Source organism: Micromonospora sp. NBC_01655, from assembly GCF_026339755.1.
GTDB lineage: Bacteria > Actinomycetota > Actinomycetes > Mycobacteriales > Micromonosporaceae > Micromonospora.
The window spans coordinates 1,043,868-1,063,107 of sequence record NZ_JAPEQF010000001.1 but is presented as its reverse complement, the minus strand read 5'-3'; the positions used below and the strand labels follow the sequence as shown (position 1 = coordinate 1,063,107).

The following is a 19,240-nucleotide window of genomic DNA, read 5'->3' as shown; positions in this document are numbered from 1 at the left end:
GGACCGACGTGACGCGCTCGATCAGGGGTTCCCGGCGGGCGGCCCTGCTGCTGTCCGGCGTGGCGGCGGCGACCGGCCTGCTGGCGACCGGTTGCGGCGCCGGCCAGGTAGCCGAGACCGCCAAGAAGGCCCCGTCGGTCCAGGGCGTCAACGTCCAGACTCCGGACAACGCCTACAAGGTCCGCGGCCTGTACGTCGAGTACCCGGGCAGCGGTAGCTACCAGTCCGGCGCGAACGCCGCCGTCAACGCGGTGATCTACAACGACACGCAGAACCCCGTGACGGTGACCGTCACCACGGACAGCGCGCGGGAGATCGTGATCTCCGGCGGCGCGTCCGGGTCGGCCAGCCCGTCCGCGTCGGGCAGCGCGTCGCCGTCGGAGAGCGCGTCGCCGTCGGAGAGCGCGTCGCCGTCCGGGTCCGCCAGCCCGTCGGAGGGCGGCACGCCGTCCCCGTCCGAGGGCGCCTCGGAGAGCCCGTCCGCCTCGGCCAGCCCCTCGGCCCCCGCCGGGGAGCCGGCCCGGATCGAGATCCCGGCCCTCAGCTACGTCCAGCTCAACGTGCAGGGCGGCCGGTCCCTCCAACTCGTCGGCCTGAACGAGGCTCTGCTCGTCGGGCAGCAGGTCAACCTGACCTTCGACTTCGGCAACGGCCGGACCGTCAGCACCCCGGCCCCGATCGGCGTCCCGCTGACCCCGCTCCCGCAGCCCTCCCAGATCGTCGAGCGTGAGGGCGCGCACGGCGAGCCGGGCGGCACCGAGGCCGGTGCCGGCCACGGCGGCTGACGCCCCGCACCACCCGACCGTCGACAACACCGCCGGCGTGGCACCCGCCACGCCGGCGGTGTTTCGTCGTACGGGGGGACTAGCGTTCCGGTGTGACGACGCCCTCCCGATCGACGCCCTCCCGAGCGACCTCGCGCGCGGGCCGGGGCGCCCGTGAGCCCCGTCCGGCCTACGAGTGCGACGCCTGCGGGCACCAGCCCCCGAAGTGGGTGGGGCGTTGCCCGGAGTGCGGCGAGTGGGGCTCGGTGGTCGAATGCACCGTGACCGGTCCGACCGTCTCGGGCCGGGTGGTCAGCTCCCGGATGCCGGCCGAGCCCGCCCGCCCCATCGCCACCATCAGCGCCGCCCCGGCCAAGGCCCGGCCGACCGGGGTCAGCGAGCTGGACCGGGTGCTCGGCGGTGGCCTGGTGCCCGGCGCGGTGGTGCTGCTCGCCGGCGAGCCGGGCGTGGGCAAGTCCACGTTGCTGCTCGACGTGGCCCAGCAGTGGGCGGCCACCGCCGGCAGCCCGTCCCTGGTGGTCAGCGGCGAGGAGTCGGTCAGCCAGGTGCGGCTGCGCGCGGAGCGGATGGGCGCCCTGCACGACCAGCTCTGGCTGGCCGCCGAGAGCGACCTGGGCGCGGTCCTCGGCCACCTCGACGCGGTGAAGCCGGGGCTGCTGGTGCTCGACTCGGTGCAGACGATCTCCACCCCCGGCACGGAGGGGGTGCCCGGCGGGGTGACCCAGGTGCGGGCGGTCACCGCCGCCCTCGTCGCGGTGGCCAAGGAACGCGGCGTCGCCACCGTGCTGGTCGGTCACGTCACGAAGGACGGCCAGGTGGCCGGCCCCCGGGTGCTGGAGCACCTGGTCGACGTGGTGCTGCACTTCGAGGGCGACAAGCACTCCTCGCTGCGGATGGTGCGCGGCGTGAAGAACCGGTTCGGCGCCGCCGACGAGGTCGGCTGCTTCGAGATGCACGAGGGCGGGATCAGCAGCCTCGCCGACCCGTCCGGGCTGTTCCTGACCCGCTACTCGGAGCCGGTGCCGGGCACCTGCGTCACGGTGGCGATGGAGGGGCGGCGGGCGCTGGTCACCGAGGTTCAGGCGCTGATCGGCGCGACGGTCGCGGGCTCGCCCCGGCGCACGGTGTCCGGGCTGGACGGGGCCCGGCTGGCGATGGTGCTGGCGGTGCTCCAGCGCCGCGCCGAGCGGCTGACCCTGCACGACCGGGAGGTCTTCGCGGCCACGGTCGGCGGCATCCGGGTGGTGGAGCCGGCGGCCGACCTCGCGGTCGCCCTGGCGGTCGCCTCCGGCGGGCTCAACCTGGCCATCAATCCGCACCTGGTGGCGATCGGCGAGGTCGGGCTGACCGGCGAGGTGCGCCGGGTCGGCGCGGTGCCGCGTCGGCTGGCCGAGGCGGCCCGGCTCGGGTTCCGAGTGGCGCTCGTCCCGTCCGGGTGCGGTCCGGAGAGCGCCGGAGCGGGCCCGGAGAACATGCGGGTGATGGAGGTCACCGACGTGCGCTCGGCGCTCCAGTGTGCCGCCCGCGCATCCGCGGAGTGACCGACGGTGGCCGCCGGGCGGGACCGCCTGTGCGATACCGGACAAGCGCGGCAGGGCGCGCGGCGTGGCCGACGGGGGGCATCGTGACACATCACAGTAACCACGACAGCACCCACCGCACGCCAGTCCGTAGACTGTGCGCGTGCCGATCGACCGCGATGCCAGCAGAACCGCCGGCGCGACAACCCACGCCCGCACCGGTGCCGTGGGCTCGCCCGCCCGTCCGATCAGCGTCAGCGTGACCGGGAGTGTCGGCGGCGCGGGCGGCGACCCGCTGCGGGCCAACCTGGCGCTCATGGCGCCCGGCACCGCGCTGCGTGACGGCCTGGAGCGGATCCTGCGCGGCCGGACGGGCGCGCTGATCGTGCTCGGCTACGACAAGGTGGTCGAGGGGCTGTGCACCGGCGGCTTCCCGCTGGATGTCGAGTTCTCCGCCACCCGGGTCCGCGAGCTGTGCAAGATGGATGGCGCGGTGGTGCTGTCCAGCGACGGCAGCCGGATCGTCCGGGCGGCCGTGCACCTGATGCCGGACCCGTCGATCCCGACCGAGGAGTCCGGCACCCGGCACCGCACCGCCGAGCGGGTGGCCCGGCAGACCGGCTACCCGGTCATCTCGGTCAGCCAGTCGATGCGGATCATCAGCCTCTACGTCAACGGCCAGCGGCACGTGCTGGACGACTCGGCGGCCATCCTGTCCCGGGCCAACCAGGCCCTGGCCACGCTGGAGCGCTACAAGCTGCGCCTCGACGAGGTATCCGGCACCCTGTCCGCCCTGGAGATCGAGGACCTGGTCACCGTCCGGGACGCGGTGGCGGTGGTGCAGCGGCTGGAGATGGTCCGCCGGATCGCCGACGAGATCGCCGGATACGTGGTGGAGCTGGGCACCGACGGCCGGCTGCTCGCCCTCCAGCTCGACGAGCTGATGGCCGGCGTGGACGCCGACCGCACCCTGGTCATCCGGGACTACCTGCCCGCCGGGCGCAAGCCCCGCACGCTGGACGAGGCGCTGGTCGAGCTGGACCTGCTGGGCGCCACCGAGCTGATCGACCTGGTCGCGGTGGCGAAGGCGATCGGCTACCCGGCCGCCTCCGACGCGCTGGACGCGGCGGTCAGCCCGCGCGGCTTCCGGCTGCTGGCGAAGGTCCCCCGGCTGCCGGTGGCGATCGTCGACCGGCTGGTGCTGCACTTCGGCAGCCTCCAGCGGCTGCTCGGGGCCACCGTGGAGGACCTTCAGGCGGTCGAGGGCGTCGGTGACGCCCGGGCCCGGGGCGTCCGGGAGGGGCTGTCCCGGCTCGCCGAGGCCTCCATCCTGGAGCGCTACGTCTGACCGGCCCCGCCCGGGCCGGCCGACCCGGCCGACGGACCGGCCCCGCACGGCGGGCCGCCCGGCTCAGCCGGAGATGGTGAACTTCACCGGCTCGCTCAGCTTGGTGTCCAGCCGCCCGAAGAGCTGGTAGCTCCCGGCCGGCGGGAGGGGGCCGTTGGCCAGCCCGTCCTTGCAGCGGCTGGTGTCCCTGCCGTTCCAGTCCACCTGGTATGACCGCTCGAAACCCGGGGTGAACGACTGCACGTCCGAGCCCTTGACGTTGCCGCAGGTGTCGGAGGACCAGACCTTCTCCGCGCCGGACTTCACGTACAACTCCTGGAAGTCCGCGCCGACGTCCCGGCTACAGGTGCGGTTCGACCTGTTCTTGATCTTGAGCTGGAGGCTGACCACGGTGCCCCGCTGCGCCGACGACGGCACCGCCACCGGCGTCACCGAGATCTCCGCGTCGGTGCACGTCCCGGCGTCGGCGCCCGGGGCGGCCGGAACGTCGTTCCCGACCGGCCCGGCCGAGGAGCCGGGGTTGGCCGGGGCGCCGGACGAGCCGGCGTCGTCCGAGCCGCCGGGCGGGGCGCCGGTCTGCGGGGACAGCACCGAGCCGCTCGGGTCCGGGGCCACGGACGGGTCGCCGGCACCCTGGGCCGCAGTCGGAGTCGGGGTCGACTTCGACTGCGGGGTGGTGCCGGTGTTGCCCGCCTTGTTGCAGGAGTAGAGCAGGACAATCAGGAAGAGAAGCCCCGCTCCCACCACGACAACGCGACGCCGCCAGTACACGGCGGGTGGCAGGGGGCCGACCGTCAGACGCATGATGCCCCCACCGTAACGGCGCGACCCACCCTCGTCCGGCGCGACGCGCCGGGCCACCCTCCGCTCACCGGCACGACCCTCCACTCACGACGGCCGCCCACCCCGGCCCGCCCGCGACGCCGGGCGGCAGAGCCATCGGCCGGGGCTCCGCCGGCTCACAGGTACACCTTGCGCTGGTAGATCGCGTGCGCACCGGCCACCCGGTCGAGGAAGAGCAGGCCGGCGCAGTGATCGATCTCGTGCTGCAACGCCCGCGCCTCGAACCCGTCGGTGACCAGCCGCACCGGCGCGCCGGTGCCCGGAAGCACCCCCTCGACGACCAGCCGGCTGGCCCGCTTGACGTCGCCCGTCAGGTCGGGCACCGACATGCAGCCCTCCCGGCCGGCCTTCCACCGGCTCGCCTCCACCACCCGGGCGTTGCACAGCACGAAGGTCCCGTGCACGGTCACCGCCTTCGGGTGCCCGGTGATGTCCACCGCGAACACCTGGGCGCTCACGCCGACCTGGGGCGCGGCGAGGCCCACGCAGCCGGGCGAGACGCGCATCGTGGCGACCAGGTCGGCGGCGAGGCGGATCACCTCGTCGGACGTCGGGTCCACCTCCGGGCCGGGCCGGCTGAGCACCGGGTCCGGGGCGGAGACCACCGGACGCACCTCGCCGGGCACGGCCAGCGCTTCGGGCGTCCAGCCGCCGAGGCCGACGTACTCCGCGGTCACAGCAGGTCCGAGTCCGCCGGGCGGAGGCTGACCCCGACGCCGAGTTCCGCGGCGGTACGGGCCAGCCGGCCGGCCACCTCGTCCGAGGTTCCCGGCGGCAGCTCGACCTCGGCCACCACCACGTAGAGGGTGCCGGTCAGCCGCGTGCTCAGGTCGGTGACGTTGCCGCCCGCGTCGGTCAGCACCCGGGTCATCGCCGCGACGATGCCCATCCGGTCCGCGCCGTGCACCGCCAGCACGTACGGCTCACCGGCCGGCGGCGTCACGCCGTCGGGGGTGACCTCCCGCACGGTGGCCAGGAGCTGGCCGTCGGCGGCGAGCGGGGCCAGCTCGGCCTCGACGTCGGCGGCGGCCGGACCGACGCAGATCAGGGTCATCGCGAAGTGACCCCGCAGCCGGGTCATGGTGGAGTCGGTGAGGTTCGCGCCGAGCCGGGCGAGCACCTCGGCGACGTCGGCCACGATGCCGGGCCGGTCCCGGCCGATGACGGTGATCGCGAGCTCGTTCATCCGGGCATTCTGCCCGATCCGGGTCCGCCCCCCGCGCCGCCCCGCCCGGCCCGCCCAACCAGCGGGAAGGACGCCCATGACATGATCGGCGGCGCGATGTCCGAACCCACCTTCGCCACCCTGGTCAGCCGGTGGTACGAGCAGAACGCCCGCGACCTGCCGTGGCGGGTGCCCGGCGTGGGCGCATGGGCGATCCTGGTCAGCGAGGTCATGCTCCAGCAGACTCCGGTGGTGCGGGTGCTGCCGGCCTTCCAGGCGTGGCTGGCCCGCTGGCCGACGCCCGCCGCGCTGGCCGCCGACACGCCCGCCGAGGCGATCCGGATGTGGGGGCGGCTCGGCTACCCCCGCCGGGCGGTGCGGCTGCACGAGTGTGCGGCGGCGATCGTCCAGCGGCACGGTGGCGCCGTGCCGGACCGGCTGGACCAACTGCTGGCGCTGCCCGGAGTGGGCACCTACACGGCCCGCGCGGTGGCCGCCTTCGCGTACGGCCAGCGGCACCCGGTGGTGGACACCAACGTGCGCCGGGTGGTCTGCCGGGCGATCGCCGGGGAGCCGGACGCCGGCCCGGCCACCCGACCCGCCGACCTGGTGGCCACCGAGGAGTTGCTGCCGGCGGAGCCGGCCGCCGCCGCGCTGGCCAGCGCCGCGTTCATGGAGCTGGGGGCGATGCTCTGCACCGCCCGCTCGCCGCGCTGCCCGGCGTGCCCGGTGCAGTCCGTCTGCGCCTGGCGGGCGTCCGGCCAGGCGGCCCCGGCCGGCCCGACCCGTCGGCCCCAGCGGTACGCGGGCACCGACCGGCAGGTACGCGGGCTGCTGTTGGCGGTGCTGCGGGAGGCCACCGGCCCCGTGCCGCACCAGCGGCTGGACCAGGTCTGGACCGACGACGTGCAGCGCGCCAGGGCGCTGGCCGGGCTGGTCACCGACGGCCTGGTGGAGCCGGTCGGCGAGGCGGAGTTCCGCCTGGTCGGCGACGGCCCCACCGCCCCCGCGCTGCCCACCGCCGGCTGACCCACCCCCGGCGGCCGGCACCCGGCCCTCCGCCGCCCACCGGACCCGTCGGGGTGGGCCGGGCACGACGAAGGGCGACGGCCCCGGTGGCTCTCGCCGACCGGGGCCGTCGCCCTTCTGCGCTGTCGTCTACCCGTCCGCCGTCGACTACTCGTCCGCGCCGGCGGCGGCGGTGCCGCCGAGGTCCGCCGGGACGGCGTCCGGCACGGCGTCCGGCCGGTCCGCGCCCCGGAAGACGAGCTTGGACTTGTCGATGTCGTTCGGGTCGCCCTCGCAGTCCACCACCACGATCTGACCCGGGGTCAGCTCGTTGAACAGGATCCGCTCGGACAGGTTGTCCTCGATGTCGCGCTGGATCGTCCGACGCAGCGGACGCGCCCCGAGCACCGGGTCGAAGCCCTTGAGCGCCAGGTACTTCTTGGCGTTGTCGGTCAGCTCCAGGCCCATGTCCTTGTTGCGCAGCTGGGTCTCGATGCGGGCGATCATGATGTCGACGATCGACAGGATCTCCTGCTGACGCAGCTGGTGGAAGACGATGGTGTCGTCGATCCGGTTCAGGAACTCGGGCCGGAAGTGCTGCTTGAGCTCGTCGTTGACCTTCTGCTTCATCCGGTCGTAGGTGGACTCGGAGTCCTCCGACGCCTGGAAGCCCAGCGACACCGCCTTGGCCACGTCACGGGTGCCCAGGTTGGTGGTCAGGATGATGACCGTGTTCTTGAAGTCCACGATCCGGCCCTGGCCGTCCGTCAGACGCCCGTCCTCCAGGATCTGGAGCAGGGTGTTGAACACGTCCGGGTGGGCCTTCTCGATCTCGTCGAACAGGACCACCGAGAACGGCCGGCGGCGCACCTTCTCGGTGAGCTGCCCGCCCTCGTCGTAGCCGACGTAGCCGGGAGGGGCACCGACGAGCCGGGACACCGTGTACCGGTCGTGGAACTCGGACATGTCCAGCTGGATCAGGGCGTCCTCGCTGCCGAACAGGAACTCGGCCAGCGCCTTGGACAGCTCGGTCTTACCGACACCGGAGGGGCCGGCGAAGATGAACGAGCCGGACGGCCGCTTCGGGTCCTTCAGGCCGGCCCGGGTCCGCCGGATCGCCTTCGAGACCGCCTTGACCGCGTCCTCCTGGCCGATGACGCGCTTGTGCAGCTCGTCCTCCATGCGCAGCAGGCGGGAGGTCTCCTCCTCGGTCAGCTTGTAGACCGGGATGCCGGTCCAGTTGCCGAGGACCTCGGCGATCTGCTCGTCGTCGACCTCGCTGACGACGTCCAGGTCGCCGGCCTTCCACTCCTTCTCCCGCTGCGCCTTCTGGCCGAGGAGCTGCTTCTCCTTGTCGCGGAGCTGGGCGGCCCGCTCGAAGTCCTGCGCGTCGATCGCGGACTCCTTGTCGCGGCGGACCTGGGCGATCCGCTCGTCGAAGTCCCGCAGGTCTGGCGGCGCGGTCATCCGGCGGATCCGCATCCGGGCACCGGCCTCGTCGATCAGGTCGATCGCCTTGTCCGGCAGGAAGCGGTCGGAGATGTAGCGGTCGGCCAGGGTCGCGGCGGCCACCAGGGCGGCGTCGGTGATCGACACGCGGTGGTGCGCCTCGTAGCGGTCACGCAGGCCCTTGAGGATCTCGATCGTGTGGGCCAGCGACGGCTCACCCACCTGGATCGGCTGGAAGCGCCGCTCCAGGGCGGCGTCCTTCTCCAGGTGCTTGCGGTACTCGTCCAGCGTGGTCGCGCCGATGGTCTGCAGCTCGCCCCGGGCCAGCATCGGCTTCAGGATGCTCGCCGCGTCGATCGCGCCCTCGGCCGCGCCCGCCCCGACGAGGGTGTGGATCTCGTCGATGAACAGGATGATGTCGCCGCGGGTGCGGATCTCCTTGAGGACCTTCTTCAGCCGCTCCTCGAAGTCACCGCGGTAGCGGGAGCCGGCGACCAGCGCACCGAGGTCGAGGGTGTAGAGCTGCTTGTCCTTCAGCGTCTCGGGCACCTCGCCCTTGATGATCTTCTGGGACAGGCCCTCCACCACGGCGGTCTTGCCGACGCCGGGCTCACCGATCAGGACCGGGTTGTTCTTGGTGCGGCGGGACAGCACCTGCATGACCCGCTCGATCTCCTTCTCGCGCCCGATGACCGGGTCGAGCTTGCCCTCGCGGGCGGCCTGGGTCAGGTTCCGGCCGAACTGGTCCAGCACCAGGCTGGTCGACGGCGCGGCCTCGCCCGGGGCGGCCCCGGCGGCGGCCGGCTCCTTGCCCTGGTAGCCGGAGAGCAGCTGGATGACCTGCTGGCGGACCCGGTTCAGGTCGGCGCCGAGCTTCACGAGGACCTGGGCGGCGACGCCCTCACCCTCGCGGATCAGGCCGAGCAGGATGTGCTCGGTGCCGATGTAGTTGTGGCCGAGCTGTAGCGCCTCGCGCAGCGACAGCTCCAGCACCTTCTTCGCCCGCGGCGTGAACGGGATGTGCCCGCTCGGCGCCTGCTGGCCCTGGCCGATGATCTCCTCGACCTGCTGGCGGACGCCCTCCAGGGAGATGCCGAGGCTCTCCAGGGCCTTTGCCGCGACACCCTCACCCTCGTGGATCAGGCCCAGCAGGATGTGTTCCGTACCGATGTAGTTGTGGTTGAGCATCCGGGCCTCTTCTTGGGCCAGGACGACAACCCGTCGCGCTCGGTCGGTGAACCGCTCGAACATGCCCTCGTGCTCCTCACGTGCCGTGCGCCTTGATGGTCAGATCTCGGCGGGGCCGGTGCGCGGACGTCCGGGATGGGCGTCCGTGCCTCCTTACTCTATCGCCGCGGACCGACTCCGCTGAGGTCGTGTGTCCTCGGCGGGAGCCCGGTAAGCGTCATTTCTGACAACCGTCCGCGCTCAGGCGCTGTTCCGGTACCCCCGGCTGTACGCGCAGAGCGAAATTCGGACCGCCGGTCAGACCGGCTTCCGCGGCCTCCGCAGGCCCTCGGGGGCCCTGCGGGCGCTCCGGTCACCCCGGCGAACGGTCGTCCACAGGCTGTGGACAGATTCTCCACCGGCTGTGGACAACGCCCGGACCGGCCCGGTTCTTCCCGCCCGTCATCCCGCGATCCCGGAACGCGGAAACGGCGACGCCGGGCCGGAGACGTGCTCCGGTCCGGCGTCGGTGTCGCCCGCGTCCCCCGTGTCGGGTCCGCCCCATGAGATCCCTCGGCGCGCCCTCCGGCACCCGGGCGGTGGCCCCGCGACGTTCTCGGTCAGCGCGTGGCGTGGAACTCGTCGACGATCTCCTGGGGGATGCGCCCCCGGTCGGAGATGTCCTTGCCCTTCCCCTTGGCCCACTGCCGGATCGCCTTGTTCTGCTCCCGGTCGGCGGTGGCGCCGCCCCGACCCCGAGCGGCCCGTCCGCCGACCACCACGCCGCCCCGGCCCACCTTGGTGCCCGCGGCGACGTACGGCGCGAAAACGTCACGCAATTTCTCGGCGTTCGCCTTCGAGAGGTCGATCTCGTACTGAACGCCGTCGAGCGCGAACTTGACGGTCTCGTCAGCGTCCCCGCCGTCCAGGTCATCGACCAGCTTGTGAATGATCTGCTTGGCCACGTCCCACATTCCTTTCGAGCAGGGTGTTCCTGCAAACTGACAGCACAATAACCCGCCCGACGCTTGTCGCGTCAATAGGATGCGGTATCCGAACCCGGCAGGGGGTCGGGAACCCCTACTCGGGCCGGACCAACGGGAAGAGGATGGTTTCCCGAATTCCCAGGCCGGTGAGCGCCATCAGCAGCCGGTCGATTCCCATTCCCATACCCCCGGCCGGCGGCATTCCGTACTCCATGGCCCGGAGAAAGTCCTCGTCCAGCCGCATCGCCTCGTCGTCGCCCCGGGCGGCGAGCTGCGCCTGGGCCACCAGGCGTTCCCGCTGCACCACCGGGTCGACCAGCTCCGAGTACGCCGTGCCCAGCTCGAACCCGAGGACGTACAGGTCCCACTTCTCGGCCAGTCCCGGCTCGCCGCGGTGCGCCCGGGTCAACGGGCTCGTCTCCTCCGGATAGTCCCGGACGAAGGTCGGCGCCCGCAGCCCCGGCACGACCAGTTCCTCGAAGAGTTCCTCGGCCAGCTTCCCCGGCCCCCACTTCGGGTCGACGGCCAGGCCGACCTTGTCGGCGTACTCGACCAGGCGGGCCCGCTCGGTGCGGACCGTGACCTCTTCGCCGAGCGCCTCGGAAAGCACCCCGAACAGCGTCACCGAGCGCCACTGGCCGCCCAGATCGAACTCCTGGCCATCCGCGTGCGTCACCACGGTCGACCCGGCGACCGCGATCGCCGCCTGCTGCACCAGATTGCGGGTCAGCGTGGCCATGGTGTCGTAGTCGCCGTACGCCTGGTACACCTCGAGCATCGCGAACTCCGGCGAGTGCGAAGAGTCGACACCCTCATTACGGAAGTTGCGGTTGATCTCGAAGACCCGGTCGACGCCGCCCACGACGGCCCGCTTGAGAAACAGTTCCGGCGCGATTCGGAGATACAGATCGGTACTCAACGCATTGCTGTGGGTCACGAATGGCCGGGCGGCGGCCCCGCCGTGCAGCAACTGGAGCATCGGGGTCTCCACCTCGATGAAGTCCTGCCGGTGCAGCGAGTCACGCAGGCTGCGCACGGTGGCGGCCCGGGTCCGCACCATCTGCCGCGCCTGGGGCCGGACGACCAGGTCGACGTACCGCTGGCGGACCCGGGCCTCCTCGCTGAGCGGCTTGTGCGCCACCGGCAGCGGGCGCAGCGCCTTGGCAGTGACCGCCCACTGCTCGACCAGCACCGACAGTTCGCCCCGGCGGCTGGTGATCACCTCGCCGGTCACCCCGACGTGGTCGCCCAGGTCGACCAGGCGCTTCCAGTCCTCCAGCCGCTGCGCGCCCACCCGGTCCAGGGAGAGCATCGCCTGGAGCTCGGTGCCGTCGCCGTCGCGCAGGGTGGCGAAGCACAGCTTGCCGGTGTTCCGGACGAAGATCACCCGGCCGGTGACCGACGCCCGGTCGCCGGTGGCGGTGTCGGTGGGCAGGTCGGCGTACTTCTCGCGGATCTCCGCCAGCGTGCTGGTCCGGGGGTATCCGACCGGGTACGGCTCGACGCCCTCGGCGAGCATCCGGTCCCGCTTCTCCCGGCGGACCTTCATCTGCTCGGGAAGGTCGTCGGCGGGGTCGACTGGCACGGCGTTCTGCTCGGTCACGGCACGCTTCCTCAGGAGGAGATTTCGGCGGGGTCAGGCCCGAGCGTACTCAAACGCCCCAGCGGTCGTTACGGGATAACCCGCCCGCCATGACCGACCCCACTGCCGCCCTGTCGTTCGGCGCCGGCGCGTACGACCGGTTCCGCCCGCTGTCGCCGGCGCGCCCTCCCGGCGTGAACGGGAAACCCCGCGCCACCCGTCCCCGGGTCAGACGTTGCGCTCGTAGACCATCCGCAGCCCGATCAGAGTGATCATCGGCTCGTGATGGGTGATGGTCCGGCACTCGCCGATCACCACCGACGCCAGCCCGCCGGTGGCGATCACCGCCTTCACCTCGCCCAGTTCCTCGACCATCCGCTCGACGATCCGGTCGACCTGGCCGGCGAAGCCGAAGTAGAGGCCGGACTGGAGGCACTCGACGGTGTTCTTGCCGATCACCGACCGGGGCCTGGTCGCCTCCACCTTGCGCAGTTGGGCGGCGCGGGCCGCGAGCGCGTCGAAGGAGATCTCGATGCCCGGGGCGAACGCGCCGCCGAGGAACTCCCCCCGCCCGCTGATCACGTCGAAGTTGGTGGTGGTGCCGAAGTCCACCACGATCGACGGCCCGCCGTAGAGGGTGTACGCGGCGAGCGTGTTCACCACCCGGTCCGAGCCGACCTCCTTGGGGTTGTCGATCGCCAGTTGCACGCCGGTGCGCACCCCCGGCTCGACGATCACGCTCGGCAGGTCGGCGTAGTACCGGGCCAGCATGTTGCGCAGCGAGCGCAGCGCGGCCGGCACCGTCGAGCAGGCGGCCACCCCGGTGATCTCCACGGCGTCACCGGCCAGCAGCCCCCGGAACATCAGCCCGAGTTCGTCCGCCGTCGAGCGGGCGTCGGTCTTGACCCGCCAGGAGTGCACCAGCTTGTCGCCGTCGAAGGTCGCCAGCACGGTGTTGGTGTTTCCGATGTCGATGCAGAGCAGCACGCACGCAGCCTAGACGCCGGGCGGTCCGGACCGTCGCCCACCGGGCGCGCGGTACGCCGGCGGCAGGGCCCTGCCCCGGCTCACTCCGTACGCAGGTCCAGCGCGACGTCCAGGATCGGCGAGGAGTGGGTCAGCGCGCCCACCGACAGGTAGTCCACCCCGGTCGCCGCGTACCGCGCCGCCACGTCGAGGGTCAGCCCGCCGGTGGCCTCCAGCTCGGCCCGGTCCCCCACCGCGGCCACCACCTCGGTCAGCGTCTCCGGGGTCATGTTGTCCAGCAGCAGGAAGTCCGCGCCGGCCTCGACCGCCTCCAACGCCTCGGCGAGGGTGTCCACCTCCACCTGCACCGGCACGTCCGGGAACTCCGCCCGGACCCGGCGGTAGGCCGCCGCGACACCGCCGGCCGCGAACTTGTGGTTGTCCTTGATCATCGCGACGTCGTACAGGCCCATCCGCTTGTTCGTGCCGCCGCCGGCCCGCACCGCGTACTTCTCCAGCGCCCGCAGGCCCGGCGTGGTCTTGCGGGTGTCCAGCACCATCGCCTTGCTGCCGGTCAGCGCGTCCGCCCAGGCCCGGGTGTGGGTGGCCACCCCGGACAGCCGACAGAGCAGATTGAGCGCCGTCCGCTCGGCGGTGAGCAGCAGCCGGGTGGGCCCGGTCACGGTGGCCAGCACGTCACCGCGGGCCACCCGCTGGCCGTCGTGGGCCACCTGCGACACCTCGACGGCACGGGCGCCCCCGTCGGACCCGGTCACCTCGCCGACCACCTCGAACACGGCCGCCGCGACGGCCAGCCCGGCCACCACCCCGTCGGCGCGGGCGACCAGGTCGGCGGTGTCCGTCTGGGTGGCCGGGATGGTGGCGACGCTGGTGACGTCCAGGAAGTCCGGGCCGAGGTCCTCGGTGAACGCGGCGACGATCACCCGCCGCACCTCGGCCGGATCGAGCCCGCCGGCCCGCAGCGCCTGCTCCGTCGTCTCCCTCACTGAATCTCCTCGGTTCGCGACTGCGGGGCTCGCAAGAACAGCTCACTCCTCGCGCTCACTGAACCTCCTCGGTTCGCGACTGCGGGGCTCGCAAGAACAGCTCACTCCTCGCGCTCATGCCGGCCCCTGCCACTGGGACGTCAACCGGCCCTGTGACCCGATCGCGCCGACCAGGTGGCCCAGCCACCGTTCGTCAGCCGTCGGGAAGTCCTCCCGCCAGTGGCAGCCCCGGGTCTCCTGGCGGGCGTACGCGGCGGCGACCAGGGCCGACGCCACGGTGATCAGGTTCGTCGCCTCCCAGTCGGCGGTGCGCGGCACGCCCCGGCCGGTGCCAAGCTCGCCGAGGGCCCCGGCCGTGCCCGCGAGCGTCCGCGCCGAGCGGAGCACCCCGGCGCCCCGGGTCATCGCCCGTTGCAGGGCCGGCGTCCCGTCGGCGGGCAGCACCCAACCGCCCCCGCCGACCCACGCGCCGGTGGCCGCCGGCTGGGCCTGGTCGGGCAGGCCGGCGGCGATGTCCTCGGCGATCCGGCGGGAGAAGACCAGCCCCTCCAGCAGCGAGTTGCTGGCCAGCCGGTTCGCGCCGTGCACGCCGGTGCAGGCCACCTCGCCGCAGGCGTACAGGCCGGGGATGGAGGTACGGCCGCGCAGGTCGGTGCGGACGCCGCCGGACGCGTAGTGGGCGGCCGGGGCGACCGGGATCAGGTCGGTGGCCGGGTCCACCCCGATGGCCAGGCAGGACGCGACGATGGTGGGGAAGCGCCCGGCAAGGAAGTCCCCGCCGAGGTGCCGGGCGTCGAGGTACACGTGGTCGGCGCCGCTGGCCAGCAGCACCCGGTGGATGCCCTTGGCCACCACGTCCCGGGGGGCCAACTCGGCAAGCTCGTGCTGGCCGACCATGAACCGCTTGCCGTCGCCGTCAACCAGGTGCGCGCCCTCGCCGCGCAGCGCCTCGGAGACCAGCGGCTGCTGCGCCCGGCCGGCCCCGGGCACCCCGGCCCCGGCCGGGGTGATCAGCGCGGTCGGGTGGAACTGGACGAACTCCACGTCGGTGACCGCCGCGCCGGCCCGCAGGGCGAGGGCCACCCCGTCGCCGGTGGAGACGGCCGGGTTGGTGGTGGCCGAGAAGATCTGTCCCATCCCGCCGGTGGCCAGCACCACGGCCCGGGCCAGGATCGCCCCGACGCCGTCCTCGCTGCCCTCGCCGAGCACGTGCAGGGTGATCCCGCAGGCCGGGCCGAGGCCGCCGGGCCCGTCGCCCGGGGCGCGCAGCAGGTCCAGCACCAGGGCGTGCTCGAACAGCCGGATCCACGGGTCGCGGCGGACCGCCGCGTGCAGGGCCCGCTGCACCTCCGCGCCGGTGGCGTCCCCGCCGGCGTGCACGATCCGGTCCGCCCGGTGCCCGCCCTCGCGGGTGAGCATGAGCGAGCCGTCCGGATGGCGGTCGAACTCCGCGCCGATGCGCATCAACTCCCGCAGCCGGGTCGGCCCCTCCTCCACCAGCACCCGCACGGCCGCCGGGTCGCACAGCCCGACGCCGGCCAGCTCGGTGTCCGTGGCGTGCGCCGCCGGGGTGTCCGCCGGGTCGAGGACGGCGGCGATGCCGCCCTGCGCCCAGCGGGTCGAGCCGTCGTCGATGTTGACCTTGGTGACCACGGTGACGTGCAGGCCGGCCTCGCGCAGGTGCAGCGCGGCGGTCAGCCCCGCCACCCCGGAACCGACCACGACCACGTCGGTGGTCTCCACCCAGCCGGGCGACGGCGCGGCCAGCAGCGACGGCAGGTCGGGCAGGTCGACGGTCGGTACGTCCATGAGCACAGTCAACCCGAAGGTTCCTCGCCCCGGGCGGCGGGGGCACGACGAGTGGTTTCGGCTACGGCGTCCGGCGCCGTTACCTCGTCCGCACCGGGAGCCCCGCCGGGCCGGCCCCCTTGAGCGAGGCGGTCACCGAGCGGTCGCTGAGCCACAGGTAGCAGCGGACCCCCCGGTCGCCGACCCGCCACCGGCCCGCGCCGGGCGGGCGGACCATCACGCCGCTGCGGTAACTCAGGTCACCGTCGTCCGGCACGCCGACGTAGCGGGCGAGCGCCGAGCGGCAGCCGACGTAGAAGGGAGCCCAGTCGGCGTCCCGGGTCGGGTACGGCCGGTCCGGTGCCTTCCACACTCCGACGAACTCGGCGTCGTGCCGGGTGGCGCACCCGACCGGTGTCAGCACCTGCGCCCCCCGCGTCCCGGCGGACGCGGTGCGCTGGCAGCCCAGCCGCAGCGGCGACGCCACCTTCAGCGCGTCGCGCAGGCTGCCGGTGCGGGTGACCGGCACGGCCCCCGCCTCGGCGGTGCTCACCTCGGTCAGGTCGCAGCGGTACCAGCGGGCGCCCGACGCCCAGCCGGGCTTCGACGGCAGCGCCACGGCCAGCCGGAGCCGGCCGGCCCGCCAGTCGTCGCCCACGTACCCGGTGGCCTTCGCGTCACAGTCGGCGAACGCGCCGCGCAGCTCCGTCGACCCACCGGCCGGCGGGGCGGCCCGCTCCGCCGGGAACGCGCCCACGTGCACGGTCTCCACCCGGTGCGCGGCGGCGCAGTCCACCGGCGCGTACGCCGACAGGGTGACCGTCTCGGTGAAGTCGGCGACCTGGCACACGCCCACGGCCGGGGTGAACGGCCCGGCCGGGGCGAGGGCCGCCCAGTCGTCGGTGAGGTCGCCGTCGAGCCCCGTGGAGGCGCCACACCCGACCAGCACGACCGCCGCGGCCAGGGCCGCACACAGGGTCGTCATCGCACGGCGCATCGGGCCTCCCCAGCCACCAGCTCACGACGGCGACCCAAGAGTAACCACAGATGACCATCGGTGACAGACCGCGCACGAGCCGATGTTCGCCGACGGTCGGCCCGACCGGTCGGTCGGTCAGCCGACGACGGCGAGCGGGCTCGGTACCGGGTCGCCGGCCGTGCCCGGCGCCGCCACGGCCGGGTCGCCGCCCAGCTCGACCACGCGGTTGTCGGCGTCGACGTGCACCACCCGGGGCCGGTACGCCCGCGCCTCGGCGTCGTCCAGCTGGCCGTACGAGATCAGGATGACCAGGTCGCCCGGGTGCACCAGATGCGCGGCGGCGCCGTTGATGCCGAGCACGCCGCTGCCCCGCTCACCGGGGATCACGTACGTCTCCAGTCGGGCCCCGTTGGTGACGTCCACGATCGCCACCTGCTCGCCCGGGAGCAGGTCGGCCGCGTCGAGCAGGTCCTGGTCCACCGTCACCGAGCCCACGTAGTGCAGGTCGGCCTGGGTCACCGTAGCCCGGTGGATCTTCGACTTGAGCATGGTGCGGAACATCGGGGTGCCTTTCGCGCGCAGAGAGGTCAGCAGGAGCGGGAAGCGAGCCGGATCGCCGCGTTGTCGATCAGCCGGGTGGCGCCGACCCAGGCCGCGACCAGCAGCCGGGCCGGCCCGGCGACCGGGCCGGGTTCCAGATCCGGGTCGGTCAGCACCAGGTAGTCGAGCCGGGCGCCGGGCACGCCGGCACCGAACGTCCGGTGGGCCTCGGCCAGCACCGCGCCGGCGTCCAGTCCCCGGTCGGCGGCGGCCACGCCGGCCCGCAGCGCGGCCGACAGGCTCAGCGCCGCCTCCCGCTCCTGCGCCGACAGGTAGCGGTTGCGGCTCGACAGGGCCAGCCCGTCCGGCTCCCGGACGGTCGGCACGCCGACGACCTCGACCGGCACGTCGAAGTCCCGGGCCATCCGCCGGACCAGGGTGAGCTGCTGGTAGTCCTTCTCGCCGAAGAACGCCAGGTCGGGCCGGGTGAGCTGGAACAGCTTGAGCACCACGGTGAGCACCCCGTGGAAGAAGCCCGGCCGGCTCAGCCCCTCCAGGTCCTCGCCGAGCAGGCCCGGGTTCACCCGGACCCTGGGTTCGCCGTCCGGGTACATCTCCTCCCGGTCCGGCGCGAAGACCAGATCCGCCCCGGCCCGCCGGCAGATCTCCAGGTCCGCCGCCAGGGTGCGCGGGTACCGGTCGAAGTCCTCGTTCGGGCCGAACTGGAGCGGATTCACGAAGATCGTCACCAGTACGTGGTCGGCCCGTTCCCGGGCGGCCCGCAGCAGCGTCTCGTGCCCGGCGTGCAGCGCGCCCATGGTCATCACCACGCCGACCGTGCCGGTCAGCGCGGCGCGCGCCTTCGCCAGCTCCTCGCGGTTCTGCACCAGCTCCGTCACTGTGCTGCCACCTCCCGATGGGTCCCACTGAGCACGTCGAGCAGCGACTCGGCGTCCGCCGGCCGCAGCCGGCCCGCCGCGATGGCCCGGTCCGCCGTCCGTCGGGCCAGGATCAGGTACGGGGCCACCGACTCGGGCGCGGTCGCGGCCAGCCGCTCCAGGTGCCGGCGTACGGTGCCGGCGTCGCCCCGGGACACCGGGCCGGTCAGCGCGTCGTCGCCGAGCCGCAGGGCGTTCTCCAGCGCCGCCCGCAGCAGCGGGGCGAGCACCTTCTCCGGCTGGCCCACCCCGGCGTCGCGCAGCCGGTCGGCCGCCTCGTTGACGAGGGTGACCAGATGGTTCGCGCCGTGCGCCAGCGCCGCGTGGTACAGCGGCCGGTCGGCCTCGGCCACCCACTCCGGCACCCCGCCGAGGTCGGCGGCCAGCCGGGCGGCGAGCGGACGCAGCTCGGCCGGGGCGGTCACCCCGTACGAGATGCCGGCGAGCCGGCCGAGGTCGTCGGGCGTACCGGTGAAGGTCATCGCCGGGTGCAGGGCCAGCGGGCGGGCCCCGACGGCGGCGGCCGGGGCGAGCACGCCCAGGCCGTGCGCGCCGGAGGTGTGCGCGACCACCTGGCCGGGGCGCAGCGCGCCGGTCTCGGCCAGCCCGGCCACCACCCCGGCGAGCGCGTCGTCGGGGACGGCGATCAGCAGCAGGTCGGTGGCGGCCCGGGCCACGGAGGTGGCGGAGCGGTTACGGGCGTCGGGCAACAGCAGGGCGATCCGGGCCTTGGCCGCCCCGGAGACGCCGGAGGCGGCGACCACCCGGTGGCCGGCGGCGACGAGCGCGGCGCCCAGCACGGCACCGACCCGGCCGGCGCCGATGACGCCGACGGTGAGCACGCGGGGGAAGACGGGCGGGGCGCCGGCAGGGGCGCCGCCCGCTGGTACGGCGGCCCGGGAGAGGGCGGCCGGACGCGGGCGCAGCGGTGCGCTCATGGCAACGATCCAGTCCTCGAAAGGGGGTACCGGTCGATCGCAAGTATGCGCCGCGGTCACGGAGTCGAAACAAGGAGGTGTGAAAACCTTCACCAATGGGGCGACCGGGCCGCCACGGTGCCGGCCGACGGCGGCGAGCAGCAGTGCTACGACCGCCGCCGCGGGGATCGCGATTCGGCCCACAGCCGCGGACCGTAGGGTCGGCACGGTGACGGATCCTGAACGCGGAAC

Annotated in this window: 17 protein-coding genes; 4 read left to right on the top strand and 13 right to left on the bottom strand. The window is 73.7% G+C overall.

Going from position 1 to position 19,240, the window contains the following annotated elements:
* The first annotated feature begins 8 nt into the window (after nt 1-8).
* The 3 genes from OOK41_RS05070 (at nt 9) to disA (ending at nt 3,653) form a co-directional block, all read left to right on the top strand.
* Nucleotides 9-785 carry a hypothetical protein gene (locus tag OOK41_RS05070; RefSeq protein WP_266263131.1) on the top strand — a complete coding sequence of 259 codons (777 nt, stop codon included), beginning with the start codon at nt 9-11 and terminating at the stop codon, nt 783-785.
* Nucleotides 786-877: 92 nt separating this feature from the next.
* Nucleotides 878-2,326, top strand: a complete 1,449-nt coding sequence (gene radA, locus OOK41_RS05065) for a DNA repair protein RadA (RefSeq protein ID WP_266263130.1) — start codon at nt 878-880, stop codon at nt 2,324-2,326.
* Between the two features lie 142 nt (nt 2,327-2,468).
* Entirely contained in the window at nt 2,469-3,653 is a 1,185-nt protein-coding gene (gene disA, locus OOK41_RS05060) for a DNA integrity scanning diadenylate cyclase DisA (RefSeq protein WP_117664938.1), read from the top strand.
* A gap of 63 nt (nt 3,654-3,716) precedes the next feature.
* Here the strand turns inward: disA and OOK41_RS05055 are convergent, their stop codons facing one another.
* From OOK41_RS05055 to OOK41_RS05045, 3 genes are all read right to left on the bottom strand, one after another.
* Nucleotides 3,717-4,457, bottom strand: coding sequence for a hypothetical protein (locus OOK41_RS05055; RefSeq protein ID WP_266263129.1), 741 nt, complete (start codon nt 4,455-4,457; stop codon nt 3,717-3,719).
* A 155-nt stretch (nt 4,458-4,612) separates the two neighbouring features.
* Nucleotides 4,613-5,173, bottom strand: coding sequence for a peptide deformylase (locus OOK41_RS05050; RefSeq protein ID WP_117664809.1), 561 nt, complete (start codon nt 5,171-5,173; stop codon nt 4,613-4,615).
* A complete protein-coding gene (locus OOK41_RS05045; protein WP_117664808.1) occupies nt 5,170-5,682 on the bottom strand; it encodes a glycine cleavage system protein R in 513 nt (170 codons plus the stop codon). Before OOK41_RS05045 ends, OOK41_RS05050 begins: the two co-directional genes overlap by 4 nt.
* Before the next feature lie 96 nt (nt 5,683-5,778).
* Here OOK41_RS05045 and OOK41_RS05040 point away from each other — a divergent pair, with 96 nt between their 5' ends.
* Nucleotides 5,779-6,690 (top strand): A/G-specific adenine glycosylase, encoded by a 912-nt coding sequence (locus OOK41_RS05040; protein ID WP_266263128.1) that lies wholly within the window; start codon nt 5,779-5,781, stop codon nt 6,688-6,690.
* 147 nt (nt 6,691-6,837) lie between these two features.
* On the opposite strand, the gene OOK41_RS05035 is transcribed toward OOK41_RS05040, so the two are convergent.
* From OOK41_RS05035 to OOK41_RS04990, 10 genes are all read right to left on the bottom strand, one after another.
* The gene (locus OOK41_RS05035; protein ID WP_266263127.1) at nt 6,838-9,369 is read right to left on the bottom strand and encodes an ATP-dependent Clp protease ATP-binding subunit; all 2,532 of its coding nucleotides are present in this window, start codon (nt 9,367-9,369) and stop codon (nt 6,838-6,840) included.
* Between the two features lie 536 nt (nt 9,370-9,905).
* The gene (locus tag OOK41_RS05030; protein WP_165878006.1) at nt 9,906-10,250 is read right to left on the bottom strand and encodes an Lsr2 family protein; all 345 of its coding nucleotides are present in this window, start codon (nt 10,248-10,250) and stop codon (nt 9,906-9,908) included.
* 115 nt (nt 10,251-10,365) lie between these two features.
* On the bottom strand, nt 10,366-11,874 hold the full coding sequence (gene lysS / locus OOK41_RS05025) for a lysine--tRNA ligase (protein WP_266263126.1): 1,509 nt from the start codon (nt 11,872-11,874) through the stop codon (nt 10,366-10,368).
* A 207-nt stretch (nt 11,875-12,081) separates the two neighbouring features.
* A complete protein-coding gene (locus OOK41_RS05020; RefSeq protein WP_117664804.1) occupies nt 12,082-12,840 on the bottom strand; it encodes a type III pantothenate kinase in 759 nt (252 codons plus the stop codon).
* Nucleotides 12,841-12,920: 80 nt separating this feature from the next.
* A complete protein-coding gene (gene nadC / locus OOK41_RS05015) occupies nt 12,921-13,826 on the bottom strand; it encodes a carboxylating nicotinate-nucleotide diphosphorylase (RefSeq protein ID WP_117664803.1) in 906 nt (301 codons plus the stop codon).
* Between the two features lie 114 nt (nt 13,827-13,940).
* On the bottom strand, nt 13,941-15,635 hold the full coding sequence (locus tag OOK41_RS05010; protein ID WP_266263125.1) for an L-aspartate oxidase: 1,695 nt from the start codon (nt 15,633-15,635) through the stop codon (nt 13,941-13,943).
* 79 nt (nt 15,636-15,714) lie between these two features.
* Nucleotides 15,715-16,611, bottom strand: a complete 897-nt coding sequence (locus tag OOK41_RS05005; protein ID WP_117664801.1) for a septum formation family protein — start codon at nt 16,609-16,611, stop codon at nt 15,715-15,717.
* Between the two features lie 117 nt (nt 16,612-16,728).
* On the bottom strand, nt 16,729-17,154 hold the full coding sequence (gene panD / locus OOK41_RS05000) for an aspartate 1-decarboxylase (RefSeq protein WP_117664800.1): 426 nt from the start codon (nt 17,152-17,154) through the stop codon (nt 16,729-16,731).
* A 26-nt stretch (nt 17,155-17,180) separates the two neighbouring features.
* A complete protein-coding gene (panC, locus tag OOK41_RS04995) occupies nt 17,181-18,032 on the bottom strand; it encodes a pantoate--beta-alanine ligase (protein WP_117664799.1) in 852 nt (283 codons plus the stop codon).
* Entirely contained in the window at nt 18,029-19,009 is a 981-nt protein-coding gene (locus OOK41_RS04990) for a Rossmann-like and DUF2520 domain-containing protein (RefSeq protein ID WP_117664798.1), read from the bottom strand. Before OOK41_RS04990 ends, panC begins: the two co-directional genes overlap by 4 nt.
* Between the last annotated feature and the right edge of the window lie 231 nt (nt 19,010-19,240).

Coding starts and splice junctions, on each gene's coding strand:
- OOK41_RS05055 (WP_266263129.1), bottom strand. CDS start 4,457: ATGCGTCTGACGGTCGGCCCCCTGCCACCCGCCGTGTACTGGCGGCGT.
- OOK41_RS05045 (WP_117664808.1), bottom strand. CDS start 5,682: ATGAACGAGCTCGCGATCACCGTCATCGGCCGGGACCGGCCCGGCATC.
- OOK41_RS05040 (WP_266263128.1), top strand. CDS start 5,779: ATGTCCGAACCCACCTTCGCCACCCTGGTCAGCCGGTGGTACGAGCAG.
- OOK41_RS05035 (WP_266263127.1), bottom strand. CDS start 9,369: ATGTTCGAGCGGTTCACCGACCGAGCGCGACGGGTTGTCGTCCTGGCC.
- OOK41_RS05010 (WP_266263125.1), bottom strand. CDS start 15,635: ATGGACGTACCGACCGTCGACCTGCCCGACCTGCCGTCGCTGCTGGCC.
- OOK41_RS05005 (WP_117664801.1), bottom strand. CDS start 16,611: ATGCGCCGTGCGATGACGACCCTGTGTGCGGCCCTGGCCGCGGCGGTC.
- panD (WP_117664800.1), bottom strand. CDS start 17,154: ATGTTCCGCACCATGCTCAAGTCGAAGATCCACCGGGCTACGGTGACC.
- OOK41_RS04990 (WP_117664798.1), bottom strand. CDS start 19,009: ATGAGCGCACCGCTGCGCCCGCGTCCGGCCGCCCTCTCCCGGGCCGCC.